The organism is Oikeobacillus pervagus (assembly GCF_030813365.1).
Classification (GTDB): Bacteria; Bacillota; Bacilli; order Bacillales; family DSM-23947; genus Oikeobacillus; species Oikeobacillus pervagus.
On the sequence record NZ_JAUSUC010000057.1, the window covers coordinates 1 to 14,541 of the forward strand.

Here is a 14,541-nt window from a genome sequence, read left to right on the forward strand (position 1 = left end):
TTTTTCATCTAATAAGTGAAAAAGAGAATCCCACTGAAAAGCCGGTAAGTCAGCATTTCAGTGGAATTTTGTATTTGTCGGTGAATAATCTAGGTTATACATTTCTTTTTTTATTTTTTCATAGATTTCCAGAAATATTTGTAATATGTTATAGAAGGATCTATTTTACAAGGAGAAGATAGTATGAGGAAATTTTTACACATAATGCCTGTGATCTCTTTGCTTTTTTTGATGACCGCTTGTAGCCAAATCACTTCCAAAACACCTAAGGCAGAGGAGAAAAACATGACGGCTTCATTTATTTTTAACCGGTCAATAGAAAAACTGAAGAACATCAACAGCTTCCATTCAGAAATGAAATTAACACAAAAAGCGGATACAAATCCAACCGTATCAAAAGAAACCATTTCAACTAGCTCAATGGACGTGAATATCGAACCATTTGCTGTTTTTCAGGACATGAAACGAACAGAAACAGTAGGGGAACAATCCTCAACCTTTTCATCGAAGGTGTATTGGACAAAAGCTGGGTTATTTTATTTTGATCAAAACCAATCAAAATGGTTTAAAGTTCAAAAAGAAATTGCGGATCAATTCATTTCTATTCCAGAGAATCAAAAAAACCTTAGTTTACAGTTGGAACAATTAAAGGCCCATGTAGACGATATGAAGGTGACAGAAAATGATACACATTACACTCTCTCGCTTACTTCAGAAAAACAATCTTTAGATCCTTTTCTCAAAGATTTTTTAACATCCACTTTTCCAACTGGACCGAAAAAGATCGATAATGAAATGTTAAAGCTCTTTTCTTTTGAAGATGTCGTACTCGATATTCAATTTGATAAACAGTCATTTTTACCAACCAAAATATTTATTTCATTAAATATTATTCATAAAGGGGCCAAAGCCAAGATCTATCAAGAAATTGAATCTACCTACAGTGAATTTAATAAAGTATTAAGTATCGAAGTACCAGACAATATTCTAAATCACGCGATAAAATTACAGTAATCCACTGTAGCTGGAGGCTGTCGCTCACACATTTTGGGACAGCCCTCCATTTTTTTATTTTCGTAAAATACACTTACTCGATCCGCTCTTCTTCATCCAAAATCCCCATCACTTTTATATGATCTTTGGCTTCCTCATCCCCTAGTGCATAAATCATTTCATATACTTTCTTCATGTTTAGATCATAATGATCATTTTCTCGATCATAATGATATTGAATATAAGGAACATGTGCCCTATAAAAGTTTTTCCATTCAACAGAGTAATTGGCATCAAAAATTTCCCGAAGCCGCGTAATTTCATCATCATTTGCATAAATTCGAAAATTCCATGGGGATGCAGTGGAATTACTTAAAATTTCACCATTTCCAATATGAATATAATAAGTTTTCTTTTGATCTTCTGGCATTTGGAAAACCTCTTTTCATTGATCTCAAATCTTTCCCTTATTAAATATTTCCCTCAATTTGAAAGGAAATATTCATTTTTTTGAAATTTAAAAATGGAAAATGGTTTACATTAGGTGACAAGGGGGAAAAAAATTAGTACAATAGCATAAACTTTCGTTTCCTTACATATTCTAAAAATAAAAATTTTTTATCTCAAATGCGGAAGCGCCTCGCTCATCGGCGTACGGATTTCGTAGTCTTTGACTGAGATAAAGGAAACACAGCGAGGTCCTCCACGAGCTGATGTTGACTTATCGTAGGGAAAAGACGGAGAAATCCGCTAGACGGTAGGCGCTGAAGCTAGACGACATCAAAAGCGGAAGCGCCTTGCTAGGGTATCCACAGTTCAATATTTTATTATTTCCTAAATTGTTAGTAAGCTGACTTTAGAAAAAAACAGACAAAGGGGTGTCATGGAATGAAATTAGTTGATGAGCTTTTTGAAATATATCGCGGAAGGCTTCAAGGGACAGATGAAGATTTAGACATGATTGCACTCGCCGTGATTGAACAGTTTGATCGAAATGAATTGATGGAAATGGTCTATGAAATGAAAGAAGAAGAATTACAATATTTCATTCGGCTATACCTATTAGAAATGCTAAAAGAGAAATTTTCCAAAGATGACACTAATTCAGCTACATTTAGACCAAATTTTTTACATTGATACATATGAAGCAACATGAAAAATCCATCGGGATCTCCCTTAAGATTCTTTTGGGACATCCCGTTTTATACCGGTAACCGATTATATTCTTTATATAATAATAACTTTTGGATCCCTTTTGTTAAATGCAATGCATTCTGAATATGCTCTTTAGCTTGAGGAATATTTCCTTTTCTCTTCTCCATTTCAGCGATCAATGCCTCTCTCATCCACTCTTTTTTAATATTTAATATCAGGCGGTAAGCATCCTCCATATGATGGTTTTCCAAACAAAGAACAGCTTCATAATAAGCTCGTAAACATGGTTGTTTGATATATTGTATATAGGACTTAGCGATATCAAGCTTCTTTTGGGAAAGAGCCAAGATCGTTAAGAAAATCGCTTGTTGAGGAGCCTTTTTATATTTTAAGAGCTTGGGCATAGCTTTGATGATCATTTCATTTTGTTCATTTGCTAATCCAATGTAAAAACGGGATACTGGGTCTTTTTTTCTCGATAAAAGGAAAGCTTCAATTTTGTGGGGATCCTTCGCAAAATACATGTAATATAGATTTGGTGTCATAAAGAATAAAAAAAGAACGATATAGATGCAAATCATTTGAAGAATGAATGGCCATTTTAATTGGCCAAACATGAAAATTAAGAAAACCGCAAGAAGAATACCCCACTTCATTCTTCTGTTCACGAACAATCCCCCTTAAAGCCCGATTATCATGCTTGTACATCTATAGATTGGCCTTTATAAGGATGTGGTGCCTCATGATGGTTTGTATTCATGGCCTTCATCATATTCGTGACTTGGGCAGCTTGTGTAGCCATTTGGCTTTTTAATAAATTCAAGTTTAATGTATGTTGTAGCTCTGAAACTTGCTTGGCCATAATCGTTGAAATATCCATATTTCTCCTCCCTCTTCATCATACCAAATTCTGTTCAAAATTAGCGCAAAAAACTGACTTCTACCTTTTAAGAAGTCAGTTTGATTAGCGCCGATGAACTAGGCGCTTTCGCTTTTGGGCTCATCTAGCTTCAGCGCCTATCGGCTAGCGTATTTCTCCGTCTTCTCCCTACGATAAGTCAACATCAGCTCGGGAAGGACCTCGCTGTGTTTCCTTTATCTCGGTCGAAACTTGCGAAATCCGTACGCCGATGATCAGGCGCTTTCGCTTTTGGGCTCATCTAGCTTCAGCGCCTATCGGCTAGCGTATTTCTCCGTCTTCTCCCTACGATAAGTCAACATCAGCTCGGGAAGGACCTCGCTGTGTTTCCTTTATCTCAGTCAAAGACTACGAAATCCGTACGCCGATGATCAGGCGCTTTCGCTTTTGGGAATTATCCTAGGAATGATTTGAGCATCCATACATGTTTCTCTAACCCTTGATGGATCGCTAATAACATATCTCCTGTTGTTTCATCCCCTGTTTCACTTGCAAGATCCATGCCTTCTTTAAGCTCTTGAATCATGAGAGAGAAGTCATTTACAATCGCTTGTACCATTTGTTCAGCAGTTTCATTTCCTTCTGCTTCTTTCACACTTGCTAGCTGAAGAGATTCTTGTAATGTTGCAACTGGTTTCCCTTCAAGTGCTAATAAACGTTCCGCTAATTCGTCGATATGGACAGATGCTTCATTATACAATTCCTCAAACTTAACATGTAAAACAAAAAACTGAGGACCTTTTACAAACCAGTGGTAATTATGTAACTTCGTATACATTACAGTCCAATTTGCAATTTGCTTGTTCACGATTACTGTTAGTTGATTTGCCATATTTATCATCCTCCATATTCTTTATTTACTCATTTCTACATTAATTAAACATTAAAGGAAATCATTTGTCCACATATATGTTTTACCCTTTCAAATATAAAATATGCTAAAATTTAGCTGGGAGGGGTTATTTATGAAGACAGTGATGATTATTGCCATTATCGTTTTTATCATTGTTTTAGTCTTAACTTTATTTGCGATTGGAAAAGGATATCAATATAAACATACAGTTGATCCGATCTCGCCTGATTCGAAAGAAGGACTAAGTGATGATGATCATGAGGCAAAAAAATAAGAGAGATTCTAAGTGCCCGGTGCCAACAAAAATGGATGCCGGCACTTTTCCTTATAACCCCATTTTTACTTACTAAAGGAGCTTCATTTATGCTAAAAAAATTTTTTCTATTACTCATCCGAATTTATCAAAAATTTATCTCTCCTTTAAAACCACCTTCATGCCGATTTTATCCGACTTGCTCTCATTATGGACTCGAAGCTATTCAACGTTTTGGTGCGTTCAAAGGGGGATGGCTTACAATCAAAAGAATTTTAAAATGTCACCCATTTCACCCCGGTGGATTTGACCCTGTTCCGGAAAAAGAAAATTCCAGGAAAAGAAATCATTGAAAAAGCCATCATAACGATATACAATTATGAAATAAAATAATCAAATCGTAATCATTCCATTTAAGAAAGGACTTGAAAACTTTGAGAATCATGAAATGGTTGCTCATCACCATTCTAATTTTTACCATGTCAGCCTGTGGACAAAATAACGGGGAGAAAAAAGAGAATGAAAATGGACCATTATCGATTTATACGACGGTCTATCCCCTTCAAGATTTTACCCAAAAGATTGGCGACAAATATGTGGATGTCCACACAATTTATCCTCCAGGTGCTGATGAACATACATTTGAACCTTCTCAAAAGGATATGATGGCACTGGCAGAAGCAGATCTATTCTTTTATATTGGACTCGGTTTAGAAGGTTTTGTCGATAAAGCAAAAAATACGTTAAAAGCGGAAAATGTCCAAATGGTTGCAACGGCCAATCAATTAGATGAAAAGGAACTTCTAGCGAATACAGGAGAAGAAGAGCATGATCATCATCATTCGGATATCGATCCGCATGTTTGGATCGATCCGATATATGCCCAATCCCTTGCGACTGCCATTAAAGATACACTCGTGAAAAAAATGCCAAAACATTCAGCAGTATTTGAAAAAAATTACGAAAAGCTCATCGCTGATTTGGACAAATTGAATGATCAATTTGAAGCAATGGCTCAAAACGCTAAAATCAATCAAGTCATTGTGTCCCATGCCGCATATGGGTATTGGGAGAAAAGATATGGAATCGAACAAATTGCCATTCAAGGAATCTCATCCAGTAGCGAACCTTCTCAAAAAGATTTGAAACAGTTAATTGAAGAGGCGAAAAAAACCAATACCAAAACCATACTTTTTGAACAAAATGTTTCTTCAAAGTTAACAAAAGTCGTCCAAAACGAAATAGGTGCCAAACCATTAACGATTCATAACTTATCTGTCTTAACAAAAAAGGACATCGACGACCAGATGGATTATTTTTCTTTAATGAAAAAAAACATTCACACACTAGATGAAGCATTAAATCCTTAATGAAGGTGAAAATTGTCTATTCCCCCTTCCCTTCCCTAACATGAAGAAGTACAAAGACGCCAAAATAAAAATGTACAATTCGAAAGGGAGTGAAGAGTAATGGCAAAAGACGTCCTTTGTGAAGTGAACAATTGTCATTTCTGGAAAAACGGAAACAAATGCAGCGCAGACCAAATATACGTCGTAAGTCATACAGGTAAACAAGCCGAACACCAAAAAGAAACCGACTGCAAAACATTCGAACCATCCTAAAAAGCGAAGGCGACTGCATAGGGGCGACAAGCATCTGACCAGCCTTGACGTCGCGTAATTTGCGACAGAAAGGCTGGACAGATGACCTCGAGCCACTAGGAGCCGCAGCTGGATTCTATAAAAAGCGAAGGCGACTGCTTAGCTGCGACAAGCAAAAGAGCAGCCTTGACGTGGCGTATTTTGCCACAGAAAGGCTGGACCGCGAGCACCCTAGCACATCATACAATAGACAAGGGAAGTCCAAGTAAATAGGGCTTCCCTTTTAACTAAGAATCTCCTCGAAAACACTCACTTGTTGCAAACGTTTTTCATTTAATTGATAACCCATTCCAATTTCGTCACTTACTCTAATTTGTCCATTCGAAACAGTGATTCCCGGTTCGATAATATCCTCTTCCCAATAGTGATTAGACGACATAATATCTCCCGGAATATGAATCCCTTCAAGCGTAGATAAGGCAACGTTACACGCCCTTGAAACGCCAAATTCAATCATTCCACCAACCCAAACATCCAGTCCATGTTGCATGCAAAGTTGGTAAATTTTTTTCGCTTCATTTAATCCACCGACACGCCCAATTTTAATATTGATCACTTGACAACTACTCAGACTAATGGCATTTTCAACGTCTCGAATCGAATGAATACTTTCATCCAAACAAATCGGAGTTTTAATTTCTTTTTGGAGATACGAATGTTGTACAATATCATCGAATGCCAATGGTTGCTCAATCATCAATAAATCATACTCGTCTAAAACCTTTAATCGTTCGATATCTGCTAATGAATAAGCCGAGTTCGCATCTGCCATCAATAATAGATCAGGAAAGTTCTTTCGGATTTGTTCAACTAGTTCGATATCTAAACCAGGATGAATTTTTACCTTAATTCGTTTAAAGCCTTTTTCAACCAACCGGTTCGTTTGCTCTAAAGCTTTCTCAACGGAAGATGCACCGACAACGGCCCCCGCCTCGATAACTTTTTTCTTTCCCCCTAATACACTCGCCAACGTTTTATTCTCGCGCTTGGCCCAGAGATCCCAAATTGCGGTTTCAATGGCTGCCTTGGCCATTTGGTTTCCCCGTACAGGGAGAAAGAAAGTGGAAACATTTTCTGGGCTTGAAATGTTTTGCTGGCGTATAAGTGGAAAGAGGATGTCCTTGATCATATGATAACAAGTTTGTACCGTTTCTTCTGTATACCAAGGTGTTGTAAATGCAACCGCCTCTCCAACCCCTATATTTCCTTCATCATCTATTACTTTAAGAATTATCCCTTTTCGATCTGTTACATGTTCCAAATGAGTAATAAACGGGGATTTCAATTTCATTTGAATGATATGAAGGTGAATATGTTTAATGTTCATTTCGTTCCCCTTTCAAAAAAATAGCCCTTAACTCCCTTCGCAATAATTTTTTCGAGGCATTTCTTGGAAGCTCCTCAACATAAATAAATTCCTTTGGAGTCTTAAATTTGGCAAGCCTTTCACGACAAAAATGGGAAAGTTCTTCTTTTTCAGCCCTTTGTTTAGCAACTAAAAAGGCGACAGGAACCTCTCCCCATTTTTCATCTTTCACCCCAATGACCCCTGCCTCTTCAACTTGGGGATGAGAAAGGAGAGTTGCTTCGATTTCTGCAGGATAGACATTCTCACCACCAGAGATGATTAAATCAGAACGACGATCTAAAACAAAGAGAAACCCTTCTTCGTCAAGATAGCCAATATCGCCAGTATGGAACCAGCCGTCCTTAAAGCTTTCACGATTCGCATCTTCTCGGTGTAAATATCCACTCGTCACATTCGGTCCTTTTACAATAATTTCACCCGCTTTATGAGGAGATAAAATCGCTTCCCCTTCCATGATCATAATTTGTACGGGAAAAAGTGGCTTACCTGCCGAACCTAATTTTTCAAGGCTGTATTCAGGAGGAAGAGTAACGATTTGAGAGGCTGTTTCCGTCATTCCATAGGTTTGAAAAACAGGGATCCCTTTATCTCTACATTGTTCGAGTAATGGTTTTGGTGCTGGACCCCCACCTAGTAACATACAGCGAAAACGAGAATGATAAGGTTCTGTTTGATCGTGTAATAGTCTCTGGAGCATGGTGGAAACAACAGAAATAATAGTTCCTTCTCCTTTAACAAGAAGCTCATTAATTTTCTGTTCGTTAAAATGCTCAAACAGGTGAACAGTCATTCCATAAATCACACTACGCATTAAGATGGAATACCCGCTTATATGAAATAATGGGACCGCACATAACCAAATATCTTGCTCATATAACCCAAGATTCAAAGACGAACCCATCGCACTCCACCAATGGTTTCCATATGATTGCTTCACACCTTTTGGGTTCCCGGTCGTGCCAGATGTGTACATAATGGTACATATTTCGTCTAAATCGTATTCAGAACGAAAGGAAGAAGTCGAAGTGAGATCAATTTGATGCAGCAATACCTTTTGACAATCATTCGGAAGTTGTAAAGATAGTGAATCGAATTCATCATCACAAACGAGTAATTTTGCATGGGAATCTTTTAATTGAAAGTTTAGTTCTTGTGCTGTTAAGCGATGGTTCAGAAGAACAGTAGGAACCCCAAGTTGTTGAAAGGCATGAATAATAAAGATTGTCGTTGGCTTATTTTTTAATAAAACAGCGGCAAAATCCCCTTTTTGAAGACCGATGGACGCAAAATAATGGGCATATTTTTTTGCAGCTTCATATAATTGACCGAACGTATATGATTCTTTTTCAAAACGAATCGCTTCCCGATCAGGGGTTAAAAAAGCTCGTTGTTTCAACCAATTGGGTAAAGTTGTAGCCAATAAAAACACCACCTATGTAATTTTTAAAAAAAGGCGCTAACTATAAGGAAAGTGCCAGGCACCTCCAACACGGAACTGTCCGTATTGGAAAAGGAGCCAGGCACTTATTAGTAAGCTTTGTGTGAAATCAAGGAAAACGAGGGAATTGACCGAAGTCAGGTTTGCGTTTTTCCTTAAACGCATCTCTTCCTTCTTTTGCTTCGTCTGTTGTGTAATATAAAAGTGTAGCATCCCCTGCCATTTGTTGTAATCCAGCTAAACCATCTGTATCCGCATTCATTGCTGCTTTGATGAAGCGAAGGGCTGTCGGGCTTTTTTCTAACATTTCTTCACACCATTTAACGGTTTCAGCTTCCAATTGATCTAAAGGAACGACCGTATTAACTAGTCCCATGTCCAATGCTTCTTGTGCATTGTATTGACGGCATAAATACCAAATTTCACGAGCTTTTTTATGCCCAACAATACGTGCTAAATAGCCAGAGCCATATCCAGCATCAAAACTTCCCACTTTAGGTCCAGTTTGTCCAAAGATCGCATTATCTGCAGCAATCGTTAAATCACAAACAATATGAAGAATATGCCCGCCACCAATAGCATAACCAGATACCATGGCAACAACTGGTTTTGGAGTGACACGAATTAAACGTTGTAAATCTAATACATTTAGTCTTGGAATTTGGTCCTCACCAACATATCCTCCATGACCACGTACTTTTTGGTCCCCACCAGAACAGAATGCTTCATCACCAGCACCCGCTAGAACAATAACACCAATCTTTTCATCGTCACGAGCATGAGCAAATGCATCAATCATTTCCACAACCGTTTTAGGTCTGAATGCATTACGCACATGTGGACGATTAATCGTTACTTTTGCAATTCCATTATATGTTTCATATATAATGTCTTCGTATTCACGTTCTTTTACCCATTCAAACGTCATTTTTTGAACCTCCTTCAAATTTTGACAAAAACCCATCTATTATTTTACCAAACTTTTCGCAATCTTCCACATGAATTGTATGACCGACACCCAACACCCTCGTCCATTCCGCATGGGGGAGGGATTTCTTCATTTCATTTGCAATTCGACAAAACTTCTCATCTACTGCTCCTGTCACAAGTAAAACAGGAATTTCGACATTATGTAAATCTCCCCAAAAGGATGGCTGCTCTCCCGTTCCCATTCCCCTTAAAGAGTTCGCTAACCCTAATGGACTCTGGGATAGACGTTGCTTTCGAATACTTTGTTGAATATGAATAGGTAAGCGCTTTTGCGTTGAAAACAAGGGGATATTCTCCCAATCATTCACAAATCTTTCTATTCCTAGTTGAATGATTCGATTTGCTAACAGATGATCGGATTCCCTTCTTTTTCTTCTTTCTTCCTCTGTTTTGATCCCCGGTGAAGCGCTTTCCAATATTAATGATTTCACTTTCTCAGGAAAAAGAATAGCCATTGTTAAAGCGAGCCTTCCCCCCATTGAATAGCCTAACACATGTGTTTGATTGATATTCAACTCGTTTAAAATGAACGTGATATTCTCAGCAACTCGCTCTATTTTATAGTCATTTATATTGTCTGGCTTCGCACTTTTCCCATGGCCCACAATGTCCACTGCAATACATTGAAATCGAGGGCTTAATTGTTCCATGAGTTTATCCCATGTAGAAGACTCCCCCGTAAAACCATGCAAGAGGAGAAGTGGTTCCCCCTCCCCCTTGATTTCTACAAAAAAAGAACAATCATTTACATGAACAATCAAAATGTTCCACCTTCTAACAGACTAATTATTTCCTGGGAAACATTTGTCCATAATTGTCGATGGGCTACGACATTCTTCTCACGATTTGTTGGGATTTCTATAATGGATAGGCCATTATGATCGTTTGCATTTTTCATGGCTTGATGGAAATCAATCCAATCTACCACTTTATGATAGGATCCCCCATAAAGAGCAGCCGCATGGGAGAAATCCAAATCGGCTGGCGTTCCAAAAAGCAGTTCAAAATGCTTCGGATGAGAGGACTGTGGTAAATAGGAAAAAATTCCGCCCCCATTATTATTAACGACAAGAATGGTCAGATTGATTTTATTTAATTTCGCTGCTAGCAATCCATTTAAATCATGGAAAAAAGACAAATCCCCTAAGACAAGAACTAACTTTTTTTCGTAAACAGCCGCACCAATGGCACTTGAAACAAGGCCATCAATTCCATTTGCCCCGCGATTCGCCATAATTTTTATTTCTTTATCGTTCACCATAAAAAAGGAATCAATATCACGGATTGGCATGCTGTTGCCAACAAATAAAGCCGATTTTTCTGGTAGTACATCCTGCAATAGTGCAAATATCTTGCTTTCATCCAAATCGTCCATCTCATGAATGGAAGTCATCACTTTTTTAGCTTTTTCATTCACCATGAGCCATTTCTTCATCCAATCATTTTGTTTGGCGGGAGTAGGCAAATAGGATTGTAATGAGGCGCAAAAATCACTTGCATCACATGTGATCATTTCATCGACAAGATGTTCAGGATCACGCCATCCTCCCCCATCGTCAACTACATAATGCAAGGCATCGCGATGTTTTCTTAAAAACTTCAGAAGGGCCTTGGATACAGGCATCGCTCCAAAACGCAACACCACATCAAATTCCAATTCAGCTTGAATGACTTCACTTCTTAAAAAAGCATCATAACTGTCTACGATCATCGTTTTATCATGAGTGCCACTACGCAATTGGGATAACGGATCTGCCAATATAGGAAATTGAAGCTTATTCGCTAATTGGACGATCCCTTTCGCAAACGAATTGGACTCAATTGCTCCACAAATAATCAATCCGCGTTTTAACCCATTTAAATTTTCAGCAAACTGATGAAACCATTGGTCGGAAAGATGATAGGTTCCATTATCAATGGTAATAGGAGATATTTTTTGAGAAATCTTTTCAAAAATTCCTTCATAATCAGGAATTAAAGGTTCTCTGAATGGAAAATTTAGGTGGACGGGACCTTTAGGCGATTGTGTGCATATTTGAACCGACCTGGCAGCCGAAGTTCTAGCATAGCGAATCATTCTCTTATCTTCTTCTGGCAATGCCATATCCGTGAACCATTTAACATGTGATCCATACAGCCCAATTTGGTTAATGGCTTGAGGAGCCCCTACTTCTCGCAATTCATGTGGGCGGTCCGCTGTTAAAACAATTAAAGGAACACGTGAATAGTGTGCCTCCACGATAGCCGGAAAATAATTAGCAGCTGCTGTACCAGAAGTACATAAAAGGGCAACCGGCTTTTGCTTTGCTTTCGCCATTCCTAATGCAAAAAAGGCAGCTGACCGTTCATCAATTTGAATGTAAACGTTCATATTAGGGTGCTCAGCCATCAACAATGCCATAGGGGTCGATCTTGACCCAGGGCTAATGACAACATCCTGGACACCATCATGAACTAACTCATCAATAAAATGGGCGATATATGTTGTTAATGCTCTAGTTTCATTCATGCAATGTTCCTCCTATTGCCCTTAACATTGGTCGGAACTTTATTCCTGTTTCATTAAACTCACTTTCAGCATCTGAGTCTGCTACAATTCCACACCCTGCATAAAGTTCAACACTTTTTTTACGAATTAAGCCAGAACGAATGGCGACAGCAAATTCCCCATTCCCTTTATAGTCAATCCATCCGATCGGTCCAGCATAGAAACCCCGATCCATCATTTCGAAGTGACGAATTTCTTCCAGTGCATCTTTCGTCGGCAATCCCCCTAGAGCAGGTGTTGGATGTAGTTTCTCAACAAAGCGCAAAATGGAAAGATCTTGATTCGTTTTCCCAATCACAGGCGTGTATAAATGTTGAATATCCCGAATCTTCATTAATGTCGGAGAAGAAGGAAGATAGACCTTTTCACAAAGATCATGAAGAACCTCTGAAATCATTTGAACAACCAGTTGATGTTCACGTCGATTCTTTTGATCCTGCAACAACGCTTGTCCTAATTTTTCATCCTCTTCGGCGTCTTTTCCCCGCGCAATAGAACCCGCTAAACAAGTGGAAAGGATTTCATTTCCCCATTTCCTAACTAATCTTTCTGGGGAAGCCCCCACAAAGCAATCATCCATCGCTTCAAATGAAAAAATAAAACTATCTTGCTGCTGATCCAATAATTTTTGTAATACATTCTCAGGTAATATCGCCTCTTCAATTTCCGCTGATATTTTTCGAGCAAGTACAACCTTTTCTAATTTTGGATTTGAATGAATTCTTTCCACCACTTCATTAACTGCCTGTTTCCATTGATCCGTTTTTTCTTCTTTTATTCCTGTAATGACCGGATTAGTTGTATTCACAGGCAATGAAGGTTGAAGAAATGTCTCTCTACGATTCATCACATTTCGAATGACATCCAGCTTTTCCTCATCTTCATTTGTCATCGCAATATTCATCGTTAGAAAAGTATCTTTCCCCCGAATGGTCAACATATATTCTGGTAAGTAAAAAAACGAAGGAGAAAAATTCCCCCATTCCACCTGGGTTTCTTGTTCAGGATCAAATGAAAATCCACCAAAAAGAAGTGGACCAATGCTTGGAACTGAATAAAGGTTATGAATAGCCGCCTGGTCCAACAACTTCTTCCATTTATCATCTACTTCTTTATATCGACGATGATCCTTATGTTCACTACGAATCGTATAAATATTTCCTAACCCAACAATGATCACTTCATTTTGGGGATGCTTCCAAAAAAATCGTTCTCCTGAATATAATGAATAACCGTTATGATAAAAGGTAAGAGGATCAATAAATGAAATCTTCTCTACACTACTTAATAGAACGGTTTTATTTTGTTCAACCTTTGTTTCATACATATGAACAAAGGTTTCTAGTAAATCATTATTTTTTATGGTTGACAATGAATTCACCCCATTGCGTCCCTTTTTATATTTAACGTATTCAAACTTATTTAAAGATACACCTCAAATGTTTGTCATGTCAACGATTCGGACTATTCTTTCCGGAAACTCAAAATTTCCTATCAATAATTATGTATGTCATGTTTTTTATAGTAAATTTGGCAGTAAATCCAAACTATTATATTCCGCAAAAGAATCTATTTTGCGATATGTCTCTACTACTATATACAGAAGAAGCAACCACTTTTCATCATAGATAGGGGATGTGGGAGATGGTGGCGTGAAAAGACGGGGAATTTGATTATTTCCATTGTGCTTTTGCATATTTCCCATGCGGATTTGCACTAGTTCTGCGAGGATTTGATCATTTCCCCGGGTTTTTGCATATTTCCCGTCTACTTTTGCGTTACTTCTATTGATATTTGCACTTTTTCTTCGGGGGACTTCCCTTTCTACGAGAATGGTAGATGGTCTTCAACTTTTGAACATTTCCCAAGGCCTTTTGACTATTTCCCACTAGGATTTGCGCTTCTTTTACGAGGATTTGACCATTTCCCTGGGTTTTTGCATATTTCCCGTCTATTTTTGCGTTACTTCTTTTGATATTTGCACTTTTTCTTCGGATGTCTTCCCTTTCTACGAGAATGGTAGATGGTCTTCAGCTTTTGAACATTTCCCAAGGTCTTTTGACTATTTCCCACTAGGATTTGTGCTTCTTTTACGGGGATTTGATCATTTCCCTGGATTTTTGCACATTCCCCGCTTACTTTTGCGTTACTTCTTTTGATATTTGCACTTTTTCTTCGGATGTCTTCCCTTTCTACGAGAATGGTAGATGGTCTTCAGCTTTTGAACATTTCCCAAGGCCTTTTGATTATTTCCCACTAGGATTTGCGCTTCTTTTACGGGGATTTGATCATTTCCCTGGATTTTTGCACATTCCCCGCTTACTTTTGCGTTACTTCTTTTGATATTTGCACTTTTTCTTCG

Annotated in this window: 17 protein-coding genes; 6 read left to right on the forward strand and 11 right to left on the reverse strand. The window is 38.1% G+C overall.

What is annotated here, in order from left to right:
• The first annotated feature begins 183 nt into the window (after positions 1-183).
• A complete protein-coding gene (locus tag J2S13_RS14820; RefSeq protein WP_307258617.1) occupies positions 184-1,014 on the forward strand; it encodes a DUF6612 family protein in 831 nt (276 codons plus the stop codon).
• Positions 1,015-1,087: 73 nt separating this feature from the next.
• Here J2S13_RS14820 and J2S13_RS14825 read toward each other — a convergent pair whose 3' ends face one another.
• Positions 1,088-1,423 carry a hydrolase gene (locus tag J2S13_RS14825; RefSeq protein ID WP_307258618.1) on the reverse strand — a complete coding sequence of 112 codons (336 nt, stop codon included), beginning with the start codon at positions 1,421-1,423 and terminating at the stop codon, positions 1,088-1,090.
• 458 nt (positions 1,424-1,881) lie between these two features.
• Here J2S13_RS14825 and J2S13_RS14830 point away from each other — a divergent pair, with 458 nt between their 5' ends.
• Complete coding sequence (locus J2S13_RS14830) at positions 1,882-2,130, forward strand: DUF6154 family protein (RefSeq protein WP_307258619.1); 249 nt, start codon at positions 1,882-1,884, stop codon at positions 2,128-2,130.
• A 65-nt stretch (positions 2,131-2,195) separates the two neighbouring features.
• Here J2S13_RS14830 and J2S13_RS14835 read toward each other — a convergent pair whose 3' ends face one another.
• The 3 genes from J2S13_RS14835 to J2S13_RS14845 form a co-directional block, all read right to left on the reverse strand.
• A complete protein-coding gene (locus tag J2S13_RS14835; protein WP_307258620.1) occupies positions 2,196-2,816 on the reverse strand; it encodes a hypothetical protein in 621 nt (206 codons plus the stop codon).
• A 26-nt stretch (positions 2,817-2,842) separates the two neighbouring features.
• A complete protein-coding gene (locus J2S13_RS14840) occupies positions 2,843-3,028 on the reverse strand; it encodes a polyribonucleotide nucleotidyltransferase (RefSeq protein ID WP_307258621.1) in 186 nt (61 codons plus the stop codon).
• A gap of 433 nt (positions 3,029-3,461) precedes the next feature.
• Positions 3,462-3,899: a Dps family protein gene (locus J2S13_RS14845; protein ID WP_307258622.1), complete on the reverse strand. Its 438-nt coding sequence runs from the start codon at positions 3,897-3,899 to the stop codon at positions 3,462-3,464.
• A gap of 133 nt (positions 3,900-4,032) precedes the next feature.
• Between J2S13_RS14845 and ytzI the strand changes: the two genes are divergently transcribed.
• The 4 genes from ytzI (at position 4,033) to J2S13_RS14865 (ending at position 5,795) form a co-directional block, all read left to right on the forward strand.
• Positions 4,033-4,194 (forward strand): YtzI protein, encoded by a 162-nt coding sequence (gene ytzI / locus J2S13_RS14850; protein ID WP_307258623.1) that lies wholly within the window; start codon positions 4,033-4,035, stop codon positions 4,192-4,194.
• Between the two features lie 89 nt (positions 4,195-4,283).
• Positions 4,284-4,526: a membrane protein insertion efficiency factor YidD gene (gene yidD / locus J2S13_RS14855; protein WP_307258624.1), complete on the forward strand. Its 243-nt coding sequence runs from the start codon at positions 4,284-4,286 to the stop codon at positions 4,524-4,526.
• Positions 4,527-4,616: 90 nt separating this feature from the next.
• Complete coding sequence (locus J2S13_RS14860) at positions 4,617-5,543, forward strand: metal ABC transporter solute-binding protein, Zn/Mn family (protein ID WP_307258634.1); 927 nt, start codon at positions 4,617-4,619, stop codon at positions 5,541-5,543.
• A gap of 99 nt (positions 5,544-5,642) precedes the next feature.
• Positions 5,643-5,795, forward strand: coding sequence for a DUF1540 domain-containing protein (locus J2S13_RS14865; RefSeq protein ID WP_307258625.1), 153 nt, complete (start codon positions 5,643-5,645; stop codon positions 5,793-5,795).
• A 262-nt stretch (positions 5,796-6,057) separates the two neighbouring features.
• Here the strand turns inward: J2S13_RS14865 and menC are convergent, their stop codons facing one another.
• From menC to J2S13_RS14900, 7 genes are all read right to left on the reverse strand, one after another.
• Positions 6,058-7,161 carry an o-succinylbenzoate synthase gene (menC, locus tag J2S13_RS14870; RefSeq protein WP_307258626.1) on the reverse strand — a complete coding sequence of 368 codons (1,104 nt, stop codon included), beginning with the start codon at positions 7,159-7,161 and terminating at the stop codon, positions 6,058-6,060.
• Positions 7,151-8,623: an o-succinylbenzoate--CoA ligase gene (locus J2S13_RS14875; RefSeq protein WP_307258628.1), complete on the reverse strand. Its 1,473-nt coding sequence runs from the start codon at positions 8,621-8,623 to the stop codon at positions 7,151-7,153. The genes menC and J2S13_RS14875 overlap by 11 nt, the downstream gene beginning before the upstream one ends.
• A gap of 127 nt (positions 8,624-8,750) precedes the next feature.
• The gene (menB, locus tag J2S13_RS14880) at positions 8,751-9,569 is read right to left on the reverse strand and encodes a 1,4-dihydroxy-2-naphthoyl-CoA synthase (RefSeq protein WP_307258629.1); all 819 of its coding nucleotides are present in this window, start codon (positions 9,567-9,569) and stop codon (positions 8,751-8,753) included.
• On the reverse strand, positions 9,559-10,392 hold the full coding sequence (menH, locus tag J2S13_RS14885) for a 2-succinyl-6-hydroxy-2,4-cyclohexadiene-1-carboxylate synthase (protein ID WP_307258630.1): 834 nt from the start codon (positions 10,390-10,392) through the stop codon (positions 9,559-9,561). Before menH ends, menB begins: the two co-directional genes overlap by 11 nt.
• Positions 10,389-12,140 carry a 2-succinyl-5-enolpyruvyl-6-hydroxy-3-cyclohexene-1-carboxylic-acid synthase gene (menD, locus tag J2S13_RS14890; protein ID WP_307258631.1) on the reverse strand — a complete coding sequence of 584 codons (1,752 nt, stop codon included), beginning with the start codon at positions 12,138-12,140 and terminating at the stop codon, positions 10,389-10,391. Before menD ends, menH begins: the two co-directional genes overlap by 4 nt.
• Positions 12,133-13,551: an isochorismate synthase gene (locus J2S13_RS14895; protein ID WP_307258632.1), complete on the reverse strand. Its 1,419-nt coding sequence runs from the start codon at positions 13,549-13,551 to the stop codon at positions 12,133-12,135. The genes menD and J2S13_RS14895 overlap by 8 nt, the downstream gene beginning before the upstream one ends.
• A 774-nt stretch (positions 13,552-14,325) precedes the next feature.
• A partial coding sequence (locus J2S13_RS14900) for a hypothetical protein (protein WP_307258633.1) occupies positions 14,326-14,541 on the reverse strand: 216 nt, incomplete at its 5' end.

Excerpts from the sequence above, each read along its gene's own strand:
- J2S13_RS14840 (WP_307258621.1), bottom strand. The coding sequence starts at position 3,028 with ATGGATATTTCAACGATTATGGCCAAGCAAGTTTCAGAGCTACAACAT.
- ytzI (WP_307258623.1), top strand. The coding sequence starts at position 4,033 with ATGAAGACAGTGATGATTATTGCCATTATCGTTTTTATCATTGTTTTA.
- J2S13_RS14820 (WP_307258617.1), top strand. The coding sequence starts at position 184 with ATGAGGAAATTTTTACACATAATGCCTGTGATCTCTTTGCTTTTTTTG.
- J2S13_RS14825 (WP_307258618.1), bottom strand. The coding sequence starts at position 1,423 with ATGCCAGAAGATCAAAAGAAAACTTATTATATTCATATTGGAAATGGT.
- menC (WP_307258626.1), bottom strand. The coding sequence starts at position 7,161 with ATGAACATTAAACATATTCACCTTCATATCATTCAAATGAAATTGAAA.
- J2S13_RS14860 (WP_307258634.1), top strand. The coding sequence starts at position 4,617 with ATGAAATGGTTGCTCATCACCATTCTAATTTTTACCATGTCAGCCTGT.
- yidD (WP_307258624.1), top strand. The coding sequence starts at position 4,284 with ATGCTAAAAAAATTTTTTCTATTACTCATCCGAATTTATCAAAAATTT.
- J2S13_RS14865 (WP_307258625.1), top strand. The coding sequence starts at position 5,643 with ATGGCAAAAGACGTCCTTTGTGAAGTGAACAATTGTCATTTCTGGAAA.
- menD (WP_307258631.1), bottom strand. The coding sequence starts at position 12,140 with ATGAATGAAACTAGAGCATTAACAACATATATCGCCCATTTTATTGAT.
- J2S13_RS14845 (WP_307258622.1), bottom strand. The coding sequence starts at position 3,899 with ATGGCAAATCAACTAACAGTAATCGTGAACAAGCAAATTGCAAATTGG.
- J2S13_RS14830 (WP_307258619.1), top strand. The coding sequence starts at position 1,882 with ATGAAATTAGTTGATGAGCTTTTTGAAATATATCGCGGAAGGCTTCAA.
- menB (WP_307258629.1), bottom strand. The coding sequence starts at position 9,569 with ATGACGTTTGAATGGGTAAAAGAACGTGAATACGAAGACATTATATAT.